The organism is Thaumasiovibrio clandestinus (assembly GCF_047250365.1).
Classification (GTDB): Bacteria; Pseudomonadota; Gammaproteobacteria; order Enterobacterales; family Vibrionaceae; genus Thaumasiovibrio.
This window is the reverse complement of record NZ_JBLBVL010000001.1, coordinates 590,891-614,407: the sequence shown is the minus strand read 5'-3', so window position 1 is coordinate 614,407 and position 23,517 is coordinate 590,891. Positions and strand designations below refer to the sequence as shown.

The 23,517-nt window shown below is 47.4% G+C and carries 22 protein-coding genes; all 22 read left to right on the top strand.

Annotated features, from left to right (window positions below; translation table 11 throughout):
- Position 1 precedes the first annotated feature (1 nt).
- The gene (flgC, locus tag ACKLNH_RS02910) at positions 2-418 is read left to right on the top strand and encodes a flagellar basal body rod protein FlgC (RefSeq protein WP_413110728.1); all 417 of its coding nucleotides are present in this window, start codon (positions 2-4) and stop codon (positions 416-418) included.
- Positions 419-434: 16 nt separating this feature from the next.
- Entirely contained in the window at positions 435-1,151 is a 717-nt protein-coding gene (locus tag ACKLNH_RS02905; RefSeq protein ID WP_413110727.1) for a flagellar hook assembly protein FlgD, read from the top strand.
- Between the two features lie 12 nt (positions 1,152-1,163).
- Positions 1,164-2,471: a flagellar hook protein FlgE gene (gene flgE / locus ACKLNH_RS02900; RefSeq protein ID WP_413110726.1), complete on the top strand. Its 1,308-nt coding sequence runs from the start codon at positions 1,164-1,166 to the stop codon at positions 2,469-2,471.
- A gap of 196 nt (positions 2,472-2,667) precedes the next feature.
- A complete protein-coding gene (gene flgF / locus ACKLNH_RS02895) occupies positions 2,668-3,417 on the top strand; it encodes a flagellar basal-body rod protein FlgF (protein WP_413110725.1) in 750 nt (249 codons plus the stop codon).
- A gap of 18 nt (positions 3,418-3,435) precedes the next feature.
- Positions 3,436-4,224, top strand: a complete 789-nt coding sequence (gene flgG / locus ACKLNH_RS02890; RefSeq protein WP_413110724.1) for a flagellar basal-body rod protein FlgG — start codon at positions 3,436-3,438, stop codon at positions 4,222-4,224.
- Positions 4,225-4,236: 12 nt separating this feature from the next.
- On the top strand, positions 4,237-5,010 hold the full coding sequence (locus ACKLNH_RS02885; RefSeq protein ID WP_413110723.1) for a flagellar basal body L-ring protein FlgH: 774 nt from the start codon (positions 4,237-4,239) through the stop codon (positions 5,008-5,010).
- Between the two features lie 23 nt (positions 5,011-5,033).
- Complete coding sequence (locus ACKLNH_RS02880; protein WP_413110764.1) at positions 5,034-6,131, top strand: flagellar basal body P-ring protein FlgI; 1,098 nt, start codon at positions 5,034-5,036, stop codon at positions 6,129-6,131.
- A 26-nt stretch (positions 6,132-6,157) separates the two neighbouring features.
- Positions 6,158-7,159: a flagellar assembly peptidoglycan hydrolase FlgJ gene (gene flgJ / locus ACKLNH_RS02875; protein WP_413110722.1), complete on the top strand. Its 1,002-nt coding sequence runs from the start codon at positions 6,158-6,160 to the stop codon at positions 7,157-7,159.
- A 257-nt stretch (positions 7,160-7,416) separates the two neighbouring features.
- Entirely contained in the window at positions 7,417-9,291 is a 1,875-nt protein-coding gene (flgK, locus tag ACKLNH_RS02870) for a flagellar hook-associated protein FlgK (RefSeq protein ID WP_413110721.1), read from the top strand.
- 10 nt (positions 9,292-9,301) lie between these two features.
- Complete coding sequence (gene flgL / locus ACKLNH_RS02865) at positions 9,302-10,492, top strand: flagellar hook-associated protein FlgL (protein ID WP_413110720.1); 1,191 nt, start codon at positions 9,302-9,304, stop codon at positions 10,490-10,492.
- A gap of 341 nt (positions 10,493-10,833) precedes the next feature.
- The gene (locus tag ACKLNH_RS02860) at positions 10,834-11,973 is read left to right on the top strand and encodes a flagellin (protein WP_413110719.1); all 1,140 of its coding nucleotides are present in this window, start codon (positions 10,834-10,836) and stop codon (positions 11,971-11,973) included.
- 284 nt (positions 11,974-12,257) lie between these two features.
- Complete coding sequence (locus tag ACKLNH_RS02855; protein ID WP_413110718.1) at positions 12,258-13,355, top strand: flagellin; 1,098 nt, start codon at positions 12,258-12,260, stop codon at positions 13,353-13,355.
- Between the two features lie 71 nt (positions 13,356-13,426).
- The gene (locus ACKLNH_RS02850; RefSeq protein WP_413110717.1) at positions 13,427-13,864 is read left to right on the top strand and encodes a flagellar protein FlaG; all 438 of its coding nucleotides are present in this window, start codon (positions 13,427-13,429) and stop codon (positions 13,862-13,864) included.
- Between the two features lie 16 nt (positions 13,865-13,880).
- A complete protein-coding gene (gene fliD / locus ACKLNH_RS02845) occupies positions 13,881-15,248 on the top strand; it encodes a flagellar filament capping protein FliD (RefSeq protein WP_413110716.1) in 1,368 nt (455 codons plus the stop codon).
- Between the two features lie 3 nt (positions 15,249-15,251).
- Positions 15,252-15,551, top strand: coding sequence for a flagellar rod protein FlaI (locus ACKLNH_RS02840; protein ID WP_413110715.1), 300 nt, complete (start codon positions 15,252-15,254; stop codon positions 15,549-15,551).
- A gap of 25 nt (positions 15,552-15,576) precedes the next feature.
- A complete protein-coding gene (fliS, locus tag ACKLNH_RS02835) occupies positions 15,577-15,981 on the top strand; it encodes a flagellar export chaperone FliS (protein ID WP_413110714.1) in 405 nt (134 codons plus the stop codon).
- Positions 15,982-16,139: 158 nt separating this feature from the next.
- Positions 16,140-17,600, top strand: coding sequence for a sigma-54 dependent transcriptional regulator (locus ACKLNH_RS02830; RefSeq protein WP_413110713.1), 1,461 nt, complete (start codon positions 16,140-16,142; stop codon positions 17,598-17,600).
- A 192-nt stretch (positions 17,601-17,792) separates the two neighbouring features.
- Complete coding sequence (locus tag ACKLNH_RS02825) at positions 17,793-18,839, top strand: sensor histidine kinase (protein WP_413110712.1); 1,047 nt, start codon at positions 17,793-17,795, stop codon at positions 18,837-18,839.
- Positions 18,818-20,200 (top strand): sigma-54-dependent transcriptional regulator, encoded by a 1,383-nt coding sequence (locus ACKLNH_RS02820; protein ID WP_413110711.1) that lies wholly within the window; start codon positions 18,818-18,820, stop codon positions 20,198-20,200. Before ACKLNH_RS02825 ends, ACKLNH_RS02820 begins: the two co-directional genes overlap by 22 nt.
- A 168-nt stretch (positions 20,201-20,368) precedes the next feature.
- Positions 20,369-20,680 (top strand): flagellar hook-basal body complex protein FliE, encoded by a 312-nt coding sequence (fliE, locus tag ACKLNH_RS02815; protein ID WP_413110710.1) that lies wholly within the window; start codon positions 20,369-20,371, stop codon positions 20,678-20,680.
- 50 nt (positions 20,681-20,730) lie between these two features.
- Positions 20,731-22,473: a flagellar basal-body MS-ring/collar protein FliF gene (fliF, locus tag ACKLNH_RS02810; protein ID WP_413110709.1), complete on the top strand. Its 1,743-nt coding sequence runs from the start codon at positions 20,731-20,733 to the stop codon at positions 22,471-22,473.
- The gene (gene fliG / locus ACKLNH_RS02805) at positions 22,466-23,509 is read left to right on the top strand and encodes a flagellar motor switch protein FliG (protein ID WP_413110763.1); all 1,044 of its coding nucleotides are present in this window, start codon (positions 22,466-22,468) and stop codon (positions 23,507-23,509) included. The genes fliF and fliG overlap by 8 nt, the downstream gene beginning before the upstream one ends.
- Positions 23,510-23,517 lie beyond the last annotated feature (8 nt).

Sequence of the window (23,517 nt, the reverse complement as noted above, 5' to 3'; positions counted from 1 at the left end):
AATGAGCCTATTCAACATTTTTAATGTTAGCGGATCGGCAATGAGTGCAGAGGCGGTACGCTTAAATACGACATCGAGCAACTTAGCCAATGCGAATAGTGTTAGTAGTAGTGCCCAAGAGACTTATCGCTCTCGTCAGCCTGTCTTTGCGGCCGAGCTAAAAACCGCATCATCACAACGAGGTGAGTCAGTGCCAGTACAAGTACTAGGCATTGTTGAAAGCCAAAAACCGTTGCGAGCAGAATACAATCCTGATCATCCGTTGGCGAACGAAGAAGGTTACATCTTTAAGCCAAACGTCAATGTGATGGAAGAGATGGCAAATATGATTTCTGCCTCTCGTTCATACCAAACCAATGTACAAATCGCTGATGCCAGCAAGCAGATGCTGCAGCAGACGTTGAATATGGGTAAATAAGTGAGGAATAACCGCCATGGCTAATATCAATGGACCGGGCGCTTCTAGCTTATCCTACATGGACCAGCTGAAAGGGCTACAAGAGCAGCAGTTGCAAGAAAAGCAGCAAGCCCAGGCAACCAATGAGCTAAAGCAGGAAGACTTTTTATCGTTGCTAACCAAGCAGCTGGCACAGCAAGATCCGTTTAAACCGGTTGAGAATGACCAAATGATTGCGCAAATGGCCTCTTTTGCGACAGTTGATGGCATAAACCAGATGAATGAACAGTTTACGAGCTTGAATTCTGCCATGACCTCCAATCAGGCATTGCAAGCATCGACGCTGGTGGGCCGAGATGTACTGGTTCCCAATAGCACTGCGGTAAAGCAGAGCGCCGAGGCGGGTATAGCGGCTGTGGTTAAACTGCCTCAAGCACTGGATAACCTCGTCGTGAACATTGAAAACGAACAAGGACAGCTGATTGACACCTTAAATATTGGCGCCAAACCGGGTGGGGAGCACCGTATTGAGTGGAATGGCCAAGATCAGCAAGGCAATCCGTTGCCGCCTGGTCGCTATGTTGTGAGAGCGTCAGGGATGATGAATGGTGAAAGCCAGGCGTTTGAAGTCTCTACCTATGCAAATGTGAATAGTGTTCTGCTTGGGCAGGGCGATGGAAATGTAATGCTGAATTTGGCGGGTTTTGATGCACCGTTCCGATTAGCGGAAGTACTGGAAGTGGGCAAGGTTTAAAGGAGAATAGTTATGGGATCAAATATCGCACTGAGCGGCCTGGGAGCGGCTCAAAAAAGCTTGAATACGACCAGTAACAACATTGCTAACGCCAACACTTTTGGTTTCAAGCAGTCACGTGCTGAATTTGCCGATGTCTATTCAGGGTCGATTTTTTCGAATGCAAAAACGACCAATGGACAAGGGGTTCAAACCTCTACGGTTGCGCAGCAGTTCCATGAAGGGGCGAGCATCTACACCAATAACCCGTTAGACATGCGTATTTCAGGCACAGGATTTTTTGCGGTGGCGGGTAACAATTTGCAGCCGAACGAGCACAGTCTCACCCGAAATGGTGCTTTTCATTTAAATAGAGATAACTACATGGTGAACTCAGAAGGACAATACCTTCTGGGTTACGATGTTGATCAAGCCACGGATCAAGTGGTTTCGTATGAGCCAAAGGCATTAAACGTACCCGATCGTTATGGTCAACCGCGTCCGTCTACCGATGTAACGATTGGGGTTAACTTACCGGCTAATGAGGCAGGTAAAGATGTGTCACAATTCAATTTTAACGATCCTGAAACCTTCAATAAATCAACGTCGGTATCGGTGTACGACTCACTGGGTCAACCTTATAAGATGACCACCTATTATGTTAAGGATGCGTCAGCCGAAAATAAATGGTCGGTGTACTACACCATGACCGATGCGGAAGGGGAGAAACCGCTGCGCATTGAGAATGGTCAATCATCGACGTTAACAGGCCACACTGGCTCTACGTTGGAGTTTAACTCTGATGGTTCAATTGCCGTGGTAAACGGTGGAAACCCGGTTATTTCTGAAGAGTTAGGGCCAAATGGTGCAAACTTGGCGCTCAATGGTGCTGATGGCGCGCAGAAAATCAGTATGAATTATGATGAGCCGACCCAGTACGCTGCACCATTCGAGATCCGCCGTTTTAATGAAAACGGGGCGACAACGGGCTTCTTGTCAAAAGTGGATATCGATCCGAAAGGCAGCATCGTTGCCACCTATAGTAATGGTGAAAATGTCACGTTAGGACGTGTAGCGATGGGACGCGTGCCTAATGAGCAAGGGTTAGCTCAAGCTGGCGGTACTCAGTGGCAAACCAGTCAAGATTCAGGGGCATTGATCTTCGGTGAGGCGGGTATTGGTGCATTTGGCACAATTAAGAGCGGGACGCTGGAGCAGTCTAACATTGATATGACTCAAGAGCTGGTGGACTTAATAACAGCACAACGTAATTTCCAAGCCAACTCACGTGCATTGGATGTTGGTAACCAGTTGCAACAGAACATCTTACAAATCCGCTAACCCTATCTATGTTGCCGCAGCGTGGTGTTGCGGCAAACTTTTCTGCCGCGCGACGTTATCAGCGGCAATTCTTTACCTTACCCTGCCTTTAACCGTGTGCTAAGTCGCGTTAATGACGGCTTATTTATACTGTTCACCTCTCTTTAAGTTGGCATAAATATTGCTTAATATTTATGGAATGAGATAGGAGAGTACTATGGACCGCGCGCTGTACCTTGCCATGAGTGGTGCTAAACAAGATATGTATGGCCTACAAGCTAAAGCGAATAATCTTGCCAATGTCCGCACGACGGGTTTTCGAGCAGACTTAGAGCAAGCTCGTAGCATGCAAGCTTACGGCGAAGGGATGCCAACGCGTGTTTTTGCCATGACTGAGCGCCCAGGCGCTAATTTTGCTCAAGGCGCCGTGATGACAACCGGTCGAGATCTCGATGTTTCGATTGAAGGTGATGGTTGGCTGGCGGTCATTGATCCTGTTGGACAAGAAGCGTATACCCGAGCCGGTAATCTGAAAATTGATCAGACTGGTATGCTGACCAATGGAAGTGGCCACCTGATTGCTGGCGAAAATGGTGCACCTATTTTCATTCCATTACCAATTAGCAAAATTCAAATTGGTCGTGATGGAACGATTTCTATTTTGCCACAAGGTGCGCCACCAGATGCTATCGAGCAGGTCAATCGCATTAAGCTAGTAAAACCTGAGAATCAAGAACTGTATAAAGACAGCAATGGCTTGTTTCAGTTAAAGCAAGCACAACCTTTTTTGCCAGCCGATGGCTCTGTTAGGTTGCTTACTGGGGCACTAGAAGGCAGCAATGTGAATGCGGTTGGTGAAATGACCAGCATGATTGAATTACAGCGTCATTTTGAAATGCAAGTCAAGATGATGAAAACCCTAGAAGAAATAGACGAAGCACAATCTTCACTCTTGAGATTAGGTTAAGGAATAAAGGAATAGACGATGCATCCAGCACTGTGGGTTAGTAAAACGGGTTTAGACGCTCAGCAGACCAATATCTCAACCATTTCCAATAACTTGGCCAATGCCTCAACGATAGGCTTTAAGAAGAGCCGTGCTATTTTCGAGGATCTGTTTTACCAAAATATTAATCAGCCTGGCGCTCAGTCAACGCAAGATACGGAGTTACCTTCTGGCTTGATGTTAGGCGCAGGGTCAAAAGTTGTCGCGACACAGAAGGTGCATACTCAAGGCAATACGCAGACGACCAATAACGCCTTTGACATGATGATTGAAGGCGATGGCTTTTTCCAAGTTCTGTTGCCTGACGGCAATATTGGTTATACCCGCAATGGTCAGTTTACGGTCAACGGTGAGGGTCAGTTGGTTACCAGTGGCTCTGGCTATGTTGTACAGCCGGAAATTGTAATTCCTGAAGATGCTGTGTCTGTCACAGTGGGGACTGATGGCGAAGTGAGTGCACGAATTCGTGGTCAGCAAGAGAATGTTGGGATTGGTCAGTTGACCACGGTTGGGTTTGTTAATCCAGGTGGTATGGAACCAATTGGTCAAAATTTGTTCTTACCAACAGGCGCTAGTGGTGATCCGATGGAAGGCGTACCCGGTCTGGATGGTTTAGGAGCGATTCGTCAATCGATGCTTGAAACCTCAAATGTGAATGTCACGGAAGAGTTAGTCAACATGATTGAAGCACAGCGGGTATATGAAATGAACTCTAAGGTCATTTCTACCGTTGATCAGATGCTCAGTTATGTTAATCAGCAGCTGTAGCGGGAGTTTTCAATGAATAAATACGCTTGGATTGTACTTGCTCTTGCCTTAACTGGGTGTGTGGCACCGCCAGAAGAGATCAATAACGAGGCGATGACGCCGACGACACCGGTTGATGCGGTTGAAGGCAAAGCAACAACAGACACCGCTGGCTTAGTGGATAAGGTGCGTCGCCGAGAAGATGCTGTGGCGGACGATCCAGCTTGGGCTCCGGTCTATCCACAATCTCAACCTGAGCACTATGCGGCGGTGACGGGGTCTCTATTTAATATCGCCAGTGCAAGGGATCTGTATGATAGTCGTCGACCCAAGGGGTTAGGGGATATCGTTACGGTATTGCTCGAAGAGCGCACACAAGCCAAGAAGAGTGCCAATGCTGATATGGGAAAATCGACCGATTTGTCGATGGATCCCTTGTCATTAGGGGGGCAGGACATCATGCTGGGCAACCGTACTCTTTCTTACAATGTCTCTAATGATAATTCGTTCACAGGGTCGACATCCGCCAATCAAAGCAACAGTATTTCTGGCACCATCTCTGTTGAGGTGGTCGATGTGATGCCAAATGGTAATCTGCTTGTGCGTGGTGAACGCTGGTTAACCCTCAATACCGGCGATGAGTACATTCGTCTGAGTGGCACCATTCGCCCAGATGATATTGGCACTGACAATACCATCGCATCAACACGGATCTCCAATGCACGTATTCAATATTCGGGCACTGGAGAACATCAGGATGCACAGGAACAAGGCTTCCTAGGCCGTTTCTTTAACGTCGCGCTATAGCGTTTTTGGGGTTGTAATAGATGATGCGCAAGCTATATATCGCCATTGGGTTGTTGTTGGTGTTGGGCATTGCGCCAGTACAAGCATCCAGAATCAAAGATCTTGCTAGCGTTGCTGGTGTGCGAGATAACCAACTCGTGGGTTACGGTTTGGTGGTCGGCCTGCCGGGAACAGGGGAGAAAAATGTCCCTTTTACCGATGCCAGTTTTACTGCCATGCTTGATAGTTTTGGCATTTCTGTGCCAGAAGGCACACGGTTAAGAACAGAGAATGTCGCTGCTGTAGCGGTACATGCCACGATGCCAGCCTTTGCAAAGCAGGGGCAAATGCTAGATGTCACGGTGTCGTCTCTTGGCGCTGCAAAAAGTTTGCGTGGTGGTACCTTGATGCAAACCTTTCTGAAAGGTTTGGATGGCAATGTCTATGCTGTCGCGCAGGGTAGCCTAGTGGTGGGTGGATTCAGCGCAGAAGGTGGAGATGGTTCCAGAGTGGTTGGCAACACGCCAACGGTGGGGCGCATTACGAATGGGGCAATCATCGAACAAGAGATTGCTAACCCATTTGGTCGTGGAGACTTTCTCACGTTTAATCTACACGAGTCTGATTTTACCACTGCGCAGCGTATGGCTGATGCGGTGAATGACTTTTTGGGACCAGATATGGCGGCAGCCATTGATTCTACCTCGGTGCGAGTACGTGCACCGCGAGATGTTAGCCAGCGAGTAGCCTTTTTGTCTGCCATCGAGAATTTGCGTTTTGAGCCCGGTGAAGCAGCGGCAAAGATCATTGTTAATTCACGAACGGGTACAATTGTCGTTGGACAGAACGTGAAATTGCTGCCTGCTGCCATTACGCATGGCGGTATGACAGTGACGATTAGTGAAAATCTAAATGTGAGTCAACCTGCGCCATTTTCAGCGGGTGAAACGGTGATCGTGCCTGACTCTGATGTCTCGGTGTCTGAATCTGATGCACGTATGTTTAAGTTTGAGCCGGGGGTGAGTTTAGATGACTTAGTACGTGCGGTGAATCAGGTTGGCGCTGCGCCGTCGGATTTAATGGCTATTTTACAATCACTGAAGCAGGCTGGTGCTATTCAGGGACAGTTAATTATTTTGTAGTTAATTTGCTGATAATAGAGTGAGTGATGAAAGATTACATAGACCCGGGCTTTATCCATGACTTAGCCAGTCTAGACCGGCTACGTAGCGGTATTAATAACGATGATTCATCAGCGCTGCGCTCTGCCGCAGTGCAATTTGAAGCGATTTTTACCAATATGCTGTTTAAGTCGATGCGTGATGCCAACAGTGTGTTTGAATCGGATCTCACCGACAATCGACAACGTCAATTTTTCGAGCAAATGCACGATGAGCAGATGTCATCAGAGCTAAGTGCATCAGGATCGCTCGGTTTGGCTGATCTGATTGTTGAACAGTTAGGTGGTGCTCAGGCGGAAAACATAGCGTCGCATCGCCCGCAAACGGAACTGTATCCAGCAGGGTTAGATGTAGCCATTAAACAGGCGACAGCCTCAGTGCCGATTGACCGTGATACTATCGAACAAACTCAGCAGCGAGCATTAACAGAACTGCAAGCGCGTGCGGCAATGCAACAAGCGCTTGATTTACGTGAGCAAACGTCTTCTGCTGCAACGCCAATAGCAGCCATGGAGAACAAGCCGTTCGACTCGCCAGATAACTTTGTGGCTCGATTACGCCCTTATGCAGAACATGCGGCGAGTGCGCTGGGAACTGATCCCGCGGTGCTGTTAGCACAAGCGGCGTTAGAGACAGGCTGGGGGCAAAAGGTGATCAATAATGCCCGTGGTTCAAGTCATAACTTGTTTAATATTAAAGCCAACTCAACATGGCAAGGCGACAAGATGGCCACCAACACGTTGGAGTTTTATGATGGCTTGCCAGTGCAGGAGAACGCCTCGTTTCGTTCTTATCAGACTTATCAAGATAGCTTTAATGACTATGTTGATTTTTTAAAGAATAATCCGCGTTACCAGCGTGCACTGCAACACCCTGAAAATCCAAATGAGTTTATTCGTGGCCTCCATCAAGCAGGCTACGCTACTGATCCGCAATATGCCGATAAAGTGATCAGTGTGATGCGGCGGGTTAATCAAATTCTAGATTAAACCGCTGCTTGATTAAACGGTTCATTTTGCGCCTCGCTCCGATAGGGACGAGGCGCTTTACGTTATACCGTGTTGCACCTTTTGCTTTTTTCTTCTCTCATTTATCGCGCAAATAGCGCGCCTTTTTGTCACGATATCCCGACGTGTGACGAAATATAAAAAGTTGGTTCGAATTTTGCTTATCTTATACGCTTGCTGTGATCAACGATCACGGGTGAGCGCAGGGTCTATGCAATATTAGTTTGTTCGGAGGTGTAATGGGATTTGATCTGCTAAATATCGGGGCACAAAGCGTGCTTACCGCCCAGCGGCAGCTAAATACCACCGGTCACAATATCTCAAATGTGAATACCGAGGGGTATAGCCGTCAGTCTGTGGAGCAGCGGACCAATGATCCACGCTGGTGGGGCGGCAGTCAGCACGGCACGGGGACACATGTTGCCGCCGTTCGGCGTTCGTTTGATCAGTTTGCCGCCAATGAAGTTAACCTATCTACCACCAATCTTAGCTATGCAGAAGATCGGGAGATGCAACTTAGCCAGTTAGATACCACCTTGGCAAACAGCGCCAAACAGATCCCGCAAGATATGAACGACTGGTACGACGCCATTAAAGCGATGGCTGATACGCCAAATGACCTTGGAGCGCGTACGGTGGTGCTAGAAAAAGCGCACCTGATCGCCAATGGACTCAATAGCAACTATACCCAATTGGTCTCGCAACGAGCAGAAGCGACAGAGATATTGCAATCAACGCTGTCTCGCGTTAACGATATTGGCAAGGAGCTAGTGGATATCCACCAAGCGCTAATTAAGAGCCCTGGCAGCAGTAACGATCTGCTTGATCGGCACAACACGCTGATCAAAGAACTATCGCAATACACCAAGGTGACCGTTACCCCGAAGAATGACAGCTTTAATGTGATGATAGGCACAGGGCACACGCTCGTGTCAGGCACTGAATCGAGCGAGTTGTTAATGATTGCCGGCAGCCCAGATCCGCAGCAGACCCAACTCGCGATGCGTGAAGGAAAGGCGACCAAAGCGATACAGATGTCGGGACTGGATGGAAAACTGGCGGCATTGCTAGAACTACGTGACAAAACGTTGCCGCAAGTAATGGATGAACTCGGACGCTTATCTATCGGTTTTTCCTCGGCGATAAACGAACTGCAAGCCCAAGGCCTCGATTTGAACGGCAATGTGGGTCAGTCGATGTTTAGTGATATTAATGAGCCTCAAATTGCCGCTGCTCGTGTGGTGAAGCCGCTTGATTCTCCGGCGGATATGAAAGTCTTTATTGATGACACTGCTCAATTAAAGGGGGGTGAGTACTCACTTAGATATGACGGCACAGCCTACCAGGTAACTGCGCCAGATGGCGCGGTTCACCAGCTTTCAGCTTCCGGGATGCCGCCTCAAATAGAGATAGATGGGTTACGGGTCGAGATTACAGTGCCACCGATAGCAAATGAACGCATTTTATTGCGCCCAAGTCGCGCGGCGGCGGGGGAGATGTCGGTAACGGTAAGTGATGTTAGCCAAATTGCGGCACAGAGTTTTCTTAGTTCTGCGTCGCGTATCGAGGGCAAAGCAGAATTGCAGGTAACCGCGTTGGGGCAGACACCGGAATTTAAGGTGATGGTTTCCCCTGACGCGACGCAGTTCGCGGTACTGAATCCATCAGGCGGGGTATTATTGCCGCCGCAATCATACCCGCCAGCAGGTCCGGTGAATGTTGATGGTACCGTGTTTGAGCTTAGCGCTGGTGCGGCAGGCAACGATATTTTTGCGGTGAGCCTTACCCCAGCAGAAGGTGATAATGGAAACTTGCTCCGTATGCAAAATACCCAACTGGACAAAGTGATGAATGGCGGGAAGTCGACGTTTATCGATTTGTTTCAGGGCCTAACTACCGATATTGGCGTGCAAAAGGCGTCAGCCAGCCGACTGCGTGATGTGGCGGACATGGAGAAAGAGACGGCAGAAAGCCGTTTAGCTGAGATTTCCGGGGTGAACTTAGATGAAGAAGCGGCCAATTTAATGAAATTTCAGCAAGCTTACATGGCGTCGTCACGTATTATGACGGCCGCCAATAAAACGTTTGAAACCCTTCTTGATTCAACGCGTTAAGGAGTGATTGATGATTAATCGTCTATCCAGTTTTCATGACTACCAAAGCACTGCAAACGCGATGGGTCGCCAGCAGCAAAAGGTCTTTGGTAATCAGCAACAGCTGGCATCCGGGAAACAGTTGATGTCGGCAGGTGATGATCCGGTCGCTTCGATTTATACCCAGAATTTTGAGCAACAAGGTGTGCAGATCAATCAGTATTTGCGCGCTATTACACTGGCTGAGAATCGCCTCAGCCAAGCAGAAACCGCCATTAGCGAAGTTGAACAGCTGGCTGATAGCGCAAAACGTAAAGTGATGATGATGGTGAATGGTTCGCTATCAAGTGCGGACCGCATTGCACATCAGCAGGACTTACAAGGCTTGTATGATGCCTTTCTTGCGACCGCCAATACACAAGATGAGTCGGGCAATTATCTTTTTGCGGGTACTCAATATAACAAGCAGCCATTTTTCCGTGATAACTTGGGTCAAGTCACGTATGTCGGTGACAGTTATCAGCGCATGGCACAGGTGGCAGCAGGGATTGATGTGCCAATAAATGATGCTGGCGATGCGGTTTTTTTAACGGTGAAAAATCCTTATGGAGACTATGCTCCTGAGTATCATTTGAACGAAGGCTCTGAGTTACTGTTGCTCGATAGTCAAAATAGCAATCATACCGATATGAGTGCGTATCGCGTCGATTTTTCGACCTCGGCTGAAGGGGTTGGTTATGCGCTGTATCAAAATGGTGAGTTGGTGAGTACTGGCTCTTATGACCCGCATATTGGCATTGAACATAATACGCTGAACATTCAATTTTCTGGTTCCGTGATGGATGGGGACAGTATTACCCTAGGGCGAACATCAGAGGTCAATATTTTTGATGCGTTCCAACAGGCGATTGTCCTTGCTGAAGCCGAAAATAATGATGCGTCGGCCAATGCGGCATTACACTACACGGCCGATATTATGGCGGAGGCATTCCAGCATGTTAATCGGGTACGCTCAGGGTTGGGTACACGCCTACAAACATTGGATCGCCAACAGAATAATCATCTGGATTTTCAAGTGGTGCTAAATGAATCCCGTGGCAAGTTAGAAGATCTTGATTATGCTAAAGCGGTTATTGAACTTAATGAGAATATGCTGGCGCTGCAGGCATCGCAACAGGCGTTTGCGAAGACGAAAGACCTTTCTCTGTTTAACTATATTTAGCATTCCCAGGTAAGAATGAAGTGGCTAGCGGCAATATCTTTCTGATATTGCCGCTTTTTTATTCTTGATTGGCAGCAGATTGCCGCAAGGGCAACGACCAATACGTCTTTCTCTTAAATATTGGTTATAAAAGCAGTTTTAAAGTTGGCACACTGCTTGCTTTATGTACATAAGATGAGGCAAGTTTTCTTGCTTAACATATATTTTAGATCGCTGGTCCTGCGGCAGGAGTGTCGTCGGAGAGATTGTTCTGTCGATGCTTGATACTGAGCGTACATCTTTCTATCGATGACAGCGGACAATTTGTTTTGCACCAGCATACTTAGTCAAAGGAGAGCAAAATGGGTGTAACCGTAAACACCAACGTGTCTGCGATGACTGCGCAGCGTTATTTAGGTAAAGCGACTGAAGGGTTAAACCAGTCGATGACACGTTTATCGTCAGGAAGCCGCATTAATAGTGCTAAAGATGACGCCGCAGGTTTGCAGATTTCCAACCGCTTGGTTGCTCAAACACGTGGATTGGACGTCGCGATGCGAAATGCCAACGATGGTATCTCGATTGCTCAGACCGCAGAAGGCGCAATGCAAGAATCAACCAATATTCTGCAGCGCATGCGTGATTTGTCTATTCAATCTTCAAATGGTGCGAACTCTGAAGAAGATCGTGTTGCTATTCAGCAAGAGATGAACCAGCTGCAATCGGAACTGAATCGGGTCGCGGAAACCACGGCATTTGGTGGCCGTAAGCTACTAAACGGTACGTTTGGATCGTCAGCCTTTCAAATCGGATCTAATGCGGGTGAAGCCATCATTATGACCATGGGCAGCATTCGTGCTGACGAGGCCGCGATGGGTGGTGACATGTTTGTTGGTCAGGGTATGGCATACGACGGTTGGCGAACGGGGGCAGGTGATCAACTTGTGCTGCGTGTTGGAAGTGAAGATTTACCGGCGATCACTTTTAATGAAGGCATGGATATCGAAGAAGTTGCGACGCGTATCAATGGGCAAACCGATTTGGTGACCGCATCGGTGAATGAGTCTGGCCAACTGCAGATGTTCATTAATCAAGAAGACGTTGCGATTAATGATGGCGGCAGTCAGTTAACCGCGGGTACCGACGGCGTAAACATGCTCGCCATTGATGCTGCGCAATCAGGCTCTGTCACTGTCGCGGACATTAATGTCACCACTGTGGGCGGTGCTCAACAGGCGGTAGGCATTATCGATTCAGCGCTAAAATATATGGATCAGCAGCGCGCTGATTTAGGTGCGAAGCAGAACCGCTTGGGTCATACCATCAATAACCTGTCGAATGTACAGGAAAATGTTGAAGCGTCGAATAGCCGAATCCGCGATACGGATTTTGCCAAAGAGACCACCGAGATGACCAAAAATCAAATATTGCAGCAGGCGTCGACATCGATTCTGGCACAGGCTAAGCAGGTACCACAGGCAGCACTTAACTTACTGCAATAATTCTTCTGCTGTTAGGTCACTGGTAACCCGCAATGACCAACGCAAAGTAACGAGGCGGCAAACTGGCAACAGTTTGCCGTTTTTGTTTTAAAAAAGGCTCAATTTAATTTCCTTGTGGCCGATATCCCTTAATGAAGCAGCAATTTACTGTTGTTAAAAAAAAATTTAAAAAAAAAGCTAAAGGTTTTAACTGGCCTGCCGCTACAGAAGTTGAATCAAGAATAATGTAGGTTTTGCCGGCAGCGCTGGTCGAAGCCATTTAAGGGAACATAAGGAGAATTGCAATGGCAGTTACAGTAAATACTAACGTTTCTGCGATGACCGCACAGCGCTATCTGAACGCAGCGACAGAGAACACGGCAAACTCAATGGAGCGTTTGGCGTCTGGGTCACGTATCAATTCAGCAAAAGATGATGCAGCCGGCCTACAGATCTCTAACCGTTTGATGACTCAAAGTCGTGGTTTAGATGTTGCAGTACGTAACGCAAATGATGGCATTTCAATGGCACAAACCGCAGAAGGTTCGATGCAGGAAACGACCAGCATCCTACAACGTATGCGTGACCTATCGTTGCAATCATCAAACGGATCTAACTCTCAAGCTGACCGTGACTCAATCCAAGAAGAGATGGGTGCGTTAACGAAAGAGCTAAACCGTATTGCAGAGACAACCTCTTTTGGTGGTACTAAACTGCTAAACGGTGAATTCGGTACGCGTTCATTCCAAGTGGGTGCGGATGCCGGTGAAGCGGTACAAATGTCGATGGCTAACGTTCGTGCTGACGCGCTTGGCAGTGAAAAGCTTGCAGGTACTACTGGCGTAGATGCTAGCTGGACAGTAGAAGCAGACAAAACTTTGAATATTAACGGCAAAGACATTGATATTAAAGTTGGCGACGATATCGAAGAGCTTGCGACCCGTATTAACGGTTTGGCCTCGGATGTGAATGCATCGGTGACACATACTGATGATGGTCAGTTAACTTTGCAGATGGTTTCTGAGAATCCAATTACAGTTACCGGCGATTTAGCGAGTGAGTTGGGTCTAGACGGTACAAGCACCACAACAACCGTTCAAGAGATCGATGTGAGCACTGTAGGTGGCGCACAGCAAGCGGTTGCGGTATTAGATAACGCACTAAAAGAGATCGACTCGAACCGTTCAGAGATCGGTGCAGCACAAAACCGTTTAGGCCACACCATTAATAACCTAAACAATGTTAACGAAAACGTGAACGCGTCTAACAGCCGTATCCGTGATGTTGACTTCGCGAAAGAAACCACTGAACTAACGAAGAGCCAAATCTTGCAGCAAGCAAGTACGTCGATTCTTGCTCAAGCGAAACAAGCACCTCAAACAGCGCTTAGCCTACTTGGTTAATCCTATTTGATAGGCCATGATAAAAGCGGCAAGCACTCCTTGTCGCTTTTGTTGTCTCTGGGGGAGATTATATGGACATTAAGAATACCTCATCTTTACCTATTTCCTTTCTATCTACGCCAAAGAGTCACTCAACTCATAATTCTGGCTTAAATATTGCAAGAAACTCAGAGAGTGTGGCAGTGCCATCACAGGCATCTCGCCAATCGACAGTAAATGAATCTCAAGAATTATCATTTCGTCGGGTTGAACAAACAGAGAAGCTTGAACAGCAGCGCACATTGGCTCATGAACAGCTGGTGAGTGTGGTTGAACGGCTAGAAGAGTTTATTGCTACTTTTAATACCAATTTATCATTTCGTATCGACGATGAGTCAGGGCGGAATGTGGTAACGGTTTACGAAAAAAGCAGTGGTAACGTTATTCGGCAGATCCCCAATGAGGAAATGCTCGAGCTCTCCCGACAAATGGCTGAGTATCATGGTGGGTTAGTGTCGACAAAAGTCTAATTTAAGCGGAAGTTTTATGGCAATACAGATGGCGGGCCTAGCAACGGGCATGGATATCACCAGTATGGTGGATAGCATGGTTCAAGCAGAAAAAGCCCCCAAAGAAGAGCGGATTACTCAGCGTATGCAGGATATTCAAACGGATATCAGTGCATATGGCCGCTTAAAGGAGTCGCTTGATGCCATGAAATTTATGATGGCAGACTTTCGCAATAATGATGCATTAGCGGCTCGGCGCACAGATATTTCTGACCCGCAACAGCTTTCAGCTGTCGCCACTCCCGCGGCAGCGGTGGGGCGATACAGTGTCGATGTTCAACAACTAGCCCAATCGCATAAGCTCGCCTCTGAGCCATTGAGTGCCTCTGACTCATTAGGAGAAGGTCAGTTACGCATTGGTTTAGGTACGCTTGGCTTTGAAGTTACGCTTGAATCGGGCCAAGATAAGTTGGTGGATTTGGTGCGTCATATTAACCGTGCCGCAGACAACCCTGGTGTTCTTGCCTCGATAATCAAAGATGACCGTGGCGCCCGCTTGGTGTTAAGCAGTGACCAAACGGGAGAGCAACAGCAAATTTCGGTTGCGGTTACGGCTTCCCCAGTCAGTGACTTGCAGCGTTTATCTTATAACCGCCATCACCTGTCAAATGCAATGAACGAAATGCAACCGGCTCAGGATGCGCGAATTGTATTAGATGGCTTGGCGATCATTTCCAGCGACACTAACCGAGTATCGGGCGCGATAGAAGGGGTTGACCTTGATATTGTCGCGCTCTCTTATGATGAGCCGACAGAGCTGGCCGTGAGCTATGATCGGCAAACCGTAACATTTGCCATTGAGCAGTTTGTTGGTGCGTTCAATCAGTTTTTCGATGTGACTCAAGCACTGTCTAGCTACGATGCTCAAACGCAACGTGGTGGGCCACTAACGGGTGACAGTTTAGTGCGTAGTGTCACCAACCAATTGCGGCAGCTTTTTGCCCAACCGGTTGAGGGGGCTCCGGATAATTTGCAGACACTAAGCCAGCTAGGTATTACCACGACGTTGCAAGGTCGGCTAGAAATTGACTATGACGTGTTTAGTCGCCAACTGAATGAGAACTTTGCTGGATTGGATGATTTCTTTGGTGGTCGAAATGGTTTTGCACGCCAAGTTGAAGATCTTATTCATTCTTATACTGGCATTACCGGTAGTATTCGTTCTCGCGAAGATAGCCTGTCCGAACAAAATACCCGTTTGCTGACGGAGCAGAGTAAATTAGATGAACGCATGGATGGAGTAAAGCAACGCACCTATGATCGTTTCTCGTCAATGGACGCTGCAATGGGACAGATGCAGTCGCAGTTAGCGTATATGCAGGGCATGTTCGGAGGCGGGGGATAATAGATGCTAGACGAACAGTGGCTTGACCAACTGGCAGCATTGGATCAGCAGATCATTGAGAATTTAGACAACGATGATATCGATGTAGCGATGCCATTAAGTGCGCAGTTACAACAACGAGAGTCTCTTTTACAGCAAATAGCGCTGTTGACAAAAGTCGATTCATTGCGCTGGCAGCAGGCATTAGATCGAACGAAAACGCTCATTGCTCGCCTTGCTGACAAAAGGTCGGCAACACAGAGCACACTTAAAAAATTGAATCATGGGCACCGTTCCGTGACGTTATACAATAAATTTCGGTAAGAACAACAGGATCAAAGAAATGGCAATGAGAGGATCACTACAGGCTTATAAAAAGGTGTCAATTGACAGTCAATTGACCTCGGCGACGCCACATCGTGTGATTCAGATGTTAATGGCGGGCGCCATTGAGCGTTTAGTGCAGGGTAAGGCAGCAATGGAGCAAGGGACTCTGTCTGTCAAAGGGGAGCGTTTAGGTAAAGCGCTAGATATTATTATGAGCCTACGCTCGTGTTTATCGATGGAAGAGGGCGGGGAAATCTCCTCCAACCTTGATGCGTTGTATGATTTTATGGTGCGTCAGATAAGTGTCGCTAATCAGGAGAATAATCCAGATCTTATCGATGATGTTGTTGAGATGCTTCGCGAAATTAAGTCGGCATGGGATCAAATCCCAACCGAGTTTCATACCCTGACGGATTTTTCTGAGTAATCCCTCGAATTCTTGAAGTTATCTATCAATCTGAGGTCACAGGTTTATTGTGTCCTCAGTTGCCTTCTTGCTCCTTTTAATTACAATATGCGCAGTATTTGTCATTTTTTCGTGATTTTTTTCAAACGAAACGAAACTTAAAGTAGGCAGTTGTATTCATGCAAGGTGTAGCAAAAGTCCTAGTCATCGATGATGAGCCACAAAGTCGTCGTGACCTTGGGGTTATCTTCGAGTTTATGGGAAAAAAGGTACACGCAATCGCGCTGTCGGAGTTAGATGAAACACTCAATACTCAGCCATGGCAGGCTTGTTTCGTTGGTCATATTCATTCTAATCATAAGTTGCGTCCTGCATTAGAGACTCTTTTCTCTTCTCGTCATATTCCGCTTATTGGGTTTGAGGAGCACTACGGCCTATTCTCAGAGCTTCCCAATTATGTCGGTGAAGTCAAACGTCCATTAAGCTATGTACAGTTATCTGAAGTCTTGCGCCACTGCAACGAGTTTGTGGGAAAGAACACGCGACGAGTCCCAACTTTCGGGGGGCGATCCACCCTATTTCGTAGTTTGGTGGGCAGCAGTGAACAGATTGGATTGGTTCGCCGCTTAATTGAGCAGGTTGCCACAACAGACGCGAATGTGATGATTTTGGGCGAGTCGGGGACAGGAAAAGAGGTCGTGGCGCGTAACGTGCACTATCACTCCTCACGCCGAAATGGCCCGTTTGTTCCGGTTAATTGTGGCGCAATTCCGCCTGAATTGTTGGAAAGTGAGTTGTTTGGGCATGAAAAAGGCGCGTTTACCGGTGCGATATCAAGCCGTAAAGGTCGTTTTGAAATGGCGGAAGGTGGCACGTTATTTTTAGATGAAATTGGCGATATGCCGACCGCAATGCAGGTAAAGCTGTTACGTGTTCTACAAGAGCGCTGTTTTGAGCGCGTTGGTGGCAATAAAACGCTTAAAGCGGATGTTCGTATTATTGCGGCGACCCACCGTAACCTCGAGGAGATGATAAAGGAACAATTGTTTCGAGAAGATCTCTACTATCGCTTAAATGTCTTTCCAATCGAAATGCCAGCTCTGCGTGAGCGCATTGAAGACATTCCGCTGTTAATTCAGGAGCTGTTAGCCCGCTTAGAGGCTGAGGGCAATGGTAGTGCATTCCAATTTAGCCAACGGGCGATTAAGTCCTTACTTGGTCACCATTGGCCGGGAAATGTGCGTGAACTAGCGAATCTAATTGAGCGAATGTCGATTATTTACCCTGAAGGGGTTATCGATGTTAATCAGTTGCCGGAAAAGTATCGTCATCTTGATATGTCGGCGCTAGTGGAGGAAGACTGGGCATCAACAGAGATGCAAGAACGTGAGGCCGTTAATGCGCTATTTTCTGATAACTTTGCAGACGATGATTTAGAGCAGAATAGCGACCTATCCGCCCTCCCCCCGGAAGGGGTTAACTTAAAAGAGATGTTGGCGGACTTAGAAGTTGAAATGATCTTGCAAGCATTAGACGTGCAGGACTGGGTTGTTGCTCGTGCCGCTGATATGTTGGGTATGCGCCGTACTACGTTGGTAGAAAAAATGCGTAAGTATCAGCTTGCACGTGAGTGTGCTTAGGTGATAACAGGCTGTTGTATCTTACCTTAATTGCCCGTATCTTATAAAAGAGTCATTAATTTGACTCTTTTTTTTGCATGTTATAATTTTAAATCATTGTTTTATATCAGCAATGCATGATTTTACCTTATGGTATGGATTATGCATATGTTTGTCAGTTGAGTAGTCTGTCAAAAAAGAGAACATGTCACCATGGAGTTAATGGGACGACAAATTGAACAGTTGTCGGAGCAAGTTGGTCGTTATCAACAGGTAATGAACGCAATGCCTGCGGGGGTTATATTGCTAGATCCGCACGGAAATGTATCGGAAGCAAACCCAGAGGCCGTACGCCTGTTAGGGCTGCCGTTGGTAGGTGAACGTTGGTTTTCTGTAATTCAACGCGCTTTTGATCCCCGAGAAGATGATGGGCATGAAATCTCCTTGCGTGATGGAAAAAAAGTGAAGCTGGCGATTTCGGCTTCAAATAGTGGGCAGTTAATCTTAATTACCGACATGACGGAAACCCGTTTACTCCAAGCACGCGTTAGTGACTTACAACGCTTCTCTTCTTTGGGGCGTATGGTGGCATCTTTAGCTCACCAGATCCGTACTCCTCTTTCCAGCGCATTGTTGTATGCCGAAAATTTAGGGGCTGACAACATTCAGCCAAACGTCCGGCAGCGCTTTCAAACCAAATTGGTCGATCGTTTGCATGACTTAGAAAAGCAGGTGAGTGATATGCTGCTGTTTGCCAAGGGAGGCGACAATAAAGTGGCTGCCCCGTTTTCGCTTGAGCAGTTATTGAATGAAATCGAACGTATGGTCGATGCATTAATCAGCAAGCACGACGTTGATTTTAGTGTGGATTGTGATGATGAAGCCTTAATGGTGTTAGGCAATGTCAACGCGCTAGCTAGCGCGGTGAGTAATATAGTGATTAATGCAATTCAAGCAGCAGGTAATGGCTGCCGGATTGCATTGCGTTGTCAACAGCAGGGCAATACCATTGTTATCGATGTTGAAGATAACGGCCCAGGGATGACCAATGACGTTATCGAAAAAGTGTTAGAGCCTTTTTTCACCACACGCCAGCAAGGGACAGGCTTAGGTCTGGCCGTTGCCAATATGGTTACCAAGGCACACAGCGGTGTGCTGTCGATTCAATCCAAAATCGGTGGAGGAAGTACGTTTTCTATCACCATTCCTCGCTGTACACAGAATAATGGAGAAAAGGAATGCACCAGAGCAGAGTGCTAGTAGTAGAAGATGATGAAGGTTTGCGCGAAGCTCTGGTTGATACATTATCATTGGCTGGATACCAGTGGTTAGAAGCCGACAGTGCAGAGCAAGCGATTGTATTATTAAAGCAACATCAGGTTGATATCGTTGTTTCAGATGTACAAATGGCTGGCATGGATGGTTTGGGGTTATTGCGTAGCATTAAACTTCATTGGCCTAAGCTACCCGTACTGTTAATGACCGCCTACGCCAACATACAAGATGCGGTTGCTGCGATGCGTGATGGTGCTGTCGATTATATGGCAAAGCCTTTTGCGCCAGAGGTGCTATTGAATATGGTCAGCCGTTACGCACCAGCAAAAACCGACCGTCATAAAACCGTGGTCGCTGATCCGAAGAGTTTGCACTTGTTAGCGCTGGCTGAAAAAGTGGCGGCAACAGATGCGACTGTCATGGTATTAGGGCCTAGCGGAAGTGGTAAAGAGGTCTTATCGCAGTACATACACGCGCATTCATCACGTAAAGAGCAACCATTTGTCGCGATCAACTGCGCAGCCATCCCCGATAATATGCTAGAAGCCACTCTGTTTGGCTATGAGAAGGGCGCATTTACCGGTGCGGTACAAGCGTGCCCTGGTAAGTTTGAACAAGCCCAAGGTGGCACCATCTTGTTAGATGAAGTCAGCGAAATGGACTTAAATTTACAAGCTAAGTTATTGCGTGTGTTACAAGAACGCGAAGTGGAACGATTAGGTAGCCGTAAAACCATTAAATTAGATGTTCGCATTCTGGCTACCAGTAACCGAGATTTACGTCAGCATGTTGCAGAGGGACATTTTCGAGAAGATCTCTATTATCGCTTGAATGTTTTCCCACTCACTTGGCTGGCACTGTGCGAGCGCCCAGCCGATATCATTCCACTTGCTCAGCATTTAATTGAACGCCACTGCCGCAAGCAGGGGCTGGCTTTGCCTTCATTGTCAGCGTGTGCGCAACATGCTCTACAACAGTACAGTTGGCCAGGCAACGTGCGTGAACTGGATAATGTTATTCAGCGCGCGTTGATACTCGCAGATCAACAGATTGAGAGTGGGCATATTCTGCTGGAAGGCGCTGATTGGCAAGGGTTGGCAACGTCTACGATTGAAGTGGTGGTTCCCATGTTGGCGCCACAAGCCGCGCCTCCCTCCTCACCGACAGCGAGTACGGAAGGATTGGGAACAGAACTTCGTGAGCAGGAGTTCACGATTATTCTTGATACGTTAAAAGCCTGTAATGGGCGACGAAAAGAGGTGGCTGAGCGTCTCGGGATTAGCCCTAGAACATTACGCTACAAATTAGCCAAAATGCGCGACGCAGGGGTGGATATTCCTATTTAGAATGAGCGTTATGACTGCGATTTGGCTTTTTATTTGGCTGATTGTCACAGCCGTAAAAGTTATATTTGGATTGAAACAAATATCCCTGAAAATTATTGGCGTTAAACTTGCAGGGACAGTAGTATAAGGCGCTAAATGTCAGTGTTCTGACGGAATAAGGAGCAAGGTATGAAAGTAGGTGAACTTCAGGCTGAAATGGCGGCCATGCGCCTAGAGGCGAAGAGTGCTCAGGCACCCGCAACTGGGCAGCAGGTTAGTCAAGACTTTAGTCATTTACTCTCCAATGCTATCAGTAGTGTGAATAACCATCAGCAACAAGCGAGCCAATTGCAGACACGTTTTGATCAGGGAGATCGCAGCGTATCACTATCAGACGTTATGATTGCACGCAACAAATCGAGTGTGGCCTTTGAGGCAACGGTTGAAGTTAGAAATAAGATGGTTGAAGCCTACAAAGAATTAATGAGTATGCCTGTCTAGCTTTATCGAGTTGGTGTAGCGCTTTTTTTATCGGTGTTAGGAAGTAGATAGTGGCCGAAGAGAGTATGAAACAAGAGCTGGCGGTAAGCGGTAACGCAGGGACGTCATTGGCATTAGATGAGATGACAACAGACGATAGTCTTGCAACGCAAGATAGCAGCTCTCCACGTATGGGCTCGCTATTAGGTGAGCTGGATATCGTTCGTCAGGTCGTTCTCGTCCTTGCGGTTGCTATTTGTGTTGCACTGATTGTAATGCTTTTTTTCTGGATTAAAGAGCCAGAAATGCGCCCATTGGGCAGTTATGAAACAGAAGAATTGATCCCCGTTCTTGATTATTTAGATCAGCAAAAAGTCTCTTATGGGCTCGACGGAAATACGGTGCGAGTACCAGCCAATGATTATGCCAAGCTCAAGCTTAATTTAGCCCGGGCAGGACTCAATAGCGCGACTCAGCATGGTGATGAAATTTTGCTTAACGATATGGGTTTTGGTGTCTCTCAGCGCGTAGAGCAAGAAAGATTGAAGCTGAGCCGTGAACGCCAGTTAGCGCGAGCCATTGAGCAGATCCGTCAAGTTAATAAAGCGCAGGTGTTGCTGGCAATGCAACAGCGTAGTGTCTTTGTTCGTCAAAATCAGGAAGCTTCAGCATCCGTTTTCCTCACCTTACGCACAGGCGCGAACCTTGGTCAAGAAGAGGTCGATTCCATTGTTGATATGGTGGCAACGGCAGTGCCTGGCCTTCAACCGAATCGTGTCACTGTTACTGATCAGCGTGGGCGTTTACTTAGTTCAGGTACGCAAGATGCGACGTCCAGTGCCCGTCGCCGTGAGTATGAACTGGTTCGCCAGCAAGAGCAGAACTTACGTGAAAAAATCGACTCAATCTTAATGCCAGTCTTAGGGATCGGTAATTACACCGCACAAGTTGATGTATCGATGGACTTTAGTGCGGTAGAAGAGACCAGAAAACGTTTTGACCCCGACACGCCTGCCACCCGTAGTGAATTTACGCTAGAAGATATTAACAATGGCAGCCGTGTCGCCGGAATTCCAGGCGCGTTAAGTAATCAGCCTCCGGTTGATTCATCGATTCCTCAGGATGTGATTGAATTGCAGCGAGGCGGATTAGGTGGTGCTGGATCTGTTCATCGCGAAGCGACTCGTAACTTTGAATTGGATACCACCATTAGCCATCGCCGTGGACAAACTGGGGTGATTGACCGTCAAACGGTATCTGTCGCCATCGATTATCGCCCATTGGTTAATCCCGAAACAGGTCAGATGGAGATGGTGCCACGCAGTGAAGCCGAAATGGACAATATTCGTCGCCTCTTAATGGGCGGGGTCGGCTTTTCACAAATGCGTGGTGATTTTATTGAGGTGATCTCCGTTCCTTTTGCTACGCCTGAATTTGAGCAGTTGGGCGATATACCAGTTTGGGAGCATCCGAATTTCAACAGTTGGGTGCGTTGGATTGCTGCAGCATTGGTTATGATTGTGGTGGTTATTGTCTTAATCCGCCCGGCGATGCGAAAGTTACTCTACCCAAATCTAGCTGCCGATGGCACGCCATTGGGGGCCGATGGTTTACCCATCCCACAAGATGGGGATATTGGGCTGTTGGGTAGTGATATTGATGCTATCAACAATATAGAGTTCAGTAGCAGTTCGGTCGACTTGCCAAACTTGCACAAGGACGAAGATTTACTGAAAGCCGTTCGTGCATTAGTGGCTAATGAGCCTGAGCTGGCGGTTCAAGTTGTAAAAAGCTGGGTAATTAATGATGGCTGATAAACTAACAGCGGTAGATGAACCGATCCATTTTGATATTAATACCCTGTCGGGCACCGATAGGGCGGCTATCTTATTGCTTAGCTTGAGTGAAGAGGATGCGGCATCAATTATTCGCCACTTGGAGCCGAAAGAGGTGCAAAGAGTGGGCGGCGCAATGGCAAACATGTCAGATCTCAGCCAAAATAAAGTGGCTGCAGTACACCGTAACTTTATTGAAGAGATTCAAAAGTATACAGCCATAGGCATGGGCAGTGAGGACTTCGTTAAGAAAACCTTGATCGCGGCGTTAGGCGAAGATAAAGCGAGCAATTTGGTCGATCAGATCTTAATGGGGAGTGGTTCAAAGGGCTTGGATTCATTAAAGTGGATGGACCCTCGTCAAGTTGCTAGCATTATTCACAACGAGCACCCGCAAATTCAAACCATCGTTTTGTCTTACTTAGAGCCAGAACAATCAGCGGATATCCTTTCACAGTTCCCAGAGCGAACTCGCCTTGATTTGATGATGCGAATCGCTGATCTAGAAGAAGTTCAACCTGCTGCACTGCGTGAGCTTAATGAGATCATGGAGAAACAGTTTGCGGGTCAAGCTGGCGCTCAGGCTGCAAAAATTGGTGGCATGAAAGCAGCCGCAGAGATCATGAACTATCTCGATAATAATGTTGAAGGTCTGTTGATGGAACAGATACGCGACAATGATGAAGATATGGCATCTCAGATCCAAGACTTGATGTTTGTGTTCGATAACCTTGCCGAAGTGGACGATCGCGGTATTCAGACGCTGCTACGGGATGTGCCACAAGAGCTGTTACAGAAAGCATTGAAAGGGGCTGACGATATATTGCGTGACAAAATTATGCGCAATATGTCCAAACGTGCCGCTGAACTATTAATGGATGATTTAGAGGCGATGGGGCCAATACGTGTCGCCGATGTGGAAGCCGCACAAAAAGAGATTTTGTCGATTGCACGCCGTTTGGCTGACACTGGAGAGCTAGTGTTGTCTTCTGGTGGTGCAGACGAGTTCTTGTAAGGTGACTT

Bases quoted from the DNA above. Each gene is read 5' to 3' on its own strand.
- flgC (WP_413110728.1), top strand. From the start codon at position 2: ATGAGCCTATTCAACATTTTTAATGTTAGCGGATCGGCAATGAGTGCA.
- flgL (WP_413110720.1), top strand. From the start codon at position 9,302: ATGATTAATCGTCTATCCAGTTTTCATGACTACCAAAGCACTGCAAAC.
- fliS (WP_413110714.1), top strand. From the start codon at position 15,577: ATGAGAGGATCACTACAGGCTTATAAAAAGGTGTCAATTGACAGTCAA.
- ACKLNH_RS02820 (WP_413110711.1), top strand. From the start codon at position 18,818: ATGCACCAGAGCAGAGTGCTAGTAGTAGAAGATGATGAAGGTTTGCGC.
- fliG (WP_413110763.1), top strand. From the start codon at position 22,466: ATGGCTGATAAACTAACAGCGGTAGATGAACCGATCCATTTTGATATT.
- ACKLNH_RS02855 (WP_413110718.1), top strand. From the start codon at position 12,258: ATGGCAGTTACAGTAAATACTAACGTTTCTGCGATGACCGCACAGCGC.
- flgJ (WP_413110722.1), top strand. From the start codon at position 6,158: ATGAAAGATTACATAGACCCGGGCTTTATCCATGACTTAGCCAGTCTA.
- ACKLNH_RS02885 (WP_413110723.1), top strand. From the start codon at position 4,237: ATGAATAAATACGCTTGGATTGTACTTGCTCTTGCCTTAACTGGGTGT.
- flgK (WP_413110721.1), top strand. From the start codon at position 7,417: ATGGGATTTGATCTGCTAAATATCGGGGCACAAAGCGTGCTTACCGCC.
- ACKLNH_RS02825 (WP_413110712.1), top strand. From the start codon at position 17,793: ATGGAGTTAATGGGACGACAAATTGAACAGTTGTCGGAGCAAGTTGGT.
- ACKLNH_RS02830 (WP_413110713.1), top strand. From the start codon at position 16,140: ATGCAAGGTGTAGCAAAAGTCCTAGTCATCGATGATGAGCCACAAAGT.
- ACKLNH_RS02905 (WP_413110727.1), top strand. From the start codon at position 435: ATGGCTAATATCAATGGACCGGGCGCTTCTAGCTTATCCTACATGGAC.
- ACKLNH_RS02840 (WP_413110715.1), top strand. From the start codon at position 15,252: ATGCTAGACGAACAGTGGCTTGACCAACTGGCAGCATTGGATCAGCAG.
- ACKLNH_RS02880 (WP_413110764.1), top strand. From the start codon at position 5,034: ATGCGCAAGCTATATATCGCCATTGGGTTGTTGTTGGTGTTGGGCATT.
- flgG (WP_413110724.1), top strand. From the start codon at position 3,436: ATGCATCCAGCACTGTGGGTTAGTAAAACGGGTTTAGACGCTCAGCAG.
- flgF (WP_413110725.1), top strand. From the start codon at position 2,668: ATGGACCGCGCGCTGTACCTTGCCATGAGTGGTGCTAAACAAGATATG.
- ACKLNH_RS02850 (WP_413110717.1), top strand. From the start codon at position 13,427: ATGGACATTAAGAATACCTCATCTTTACCTATTTCCTTTCTATCTACG.
- fliE (WP_413110710.1), top strand. From the start codon at position 20,369: ATGAAAGTAGGTGAACTTCAGGCTGAAATGGCGGCCATGCGCCTAGAG.
- flgE (WP_413110726.1), top strand. From the start codon at position 1,164: ATGGGATCAAATATCGCACTGAGCGGCCTGGGAGCGGCTCAAAAAAGC.
- ACKLNH_RS02860 (WP_413110719.1), top strand. From the start codon at position 10,834: ATGGGTGTAACCGTAAACACCAACGTGTCTGCGATGACTGCGCAGCGT.
- fliD (WP_413110716.1), top strand. From the start codon at position 13,881: ATGGCAATACAGATGGCGGGCCTAGCAACGGGCATGGATATCACCAGT.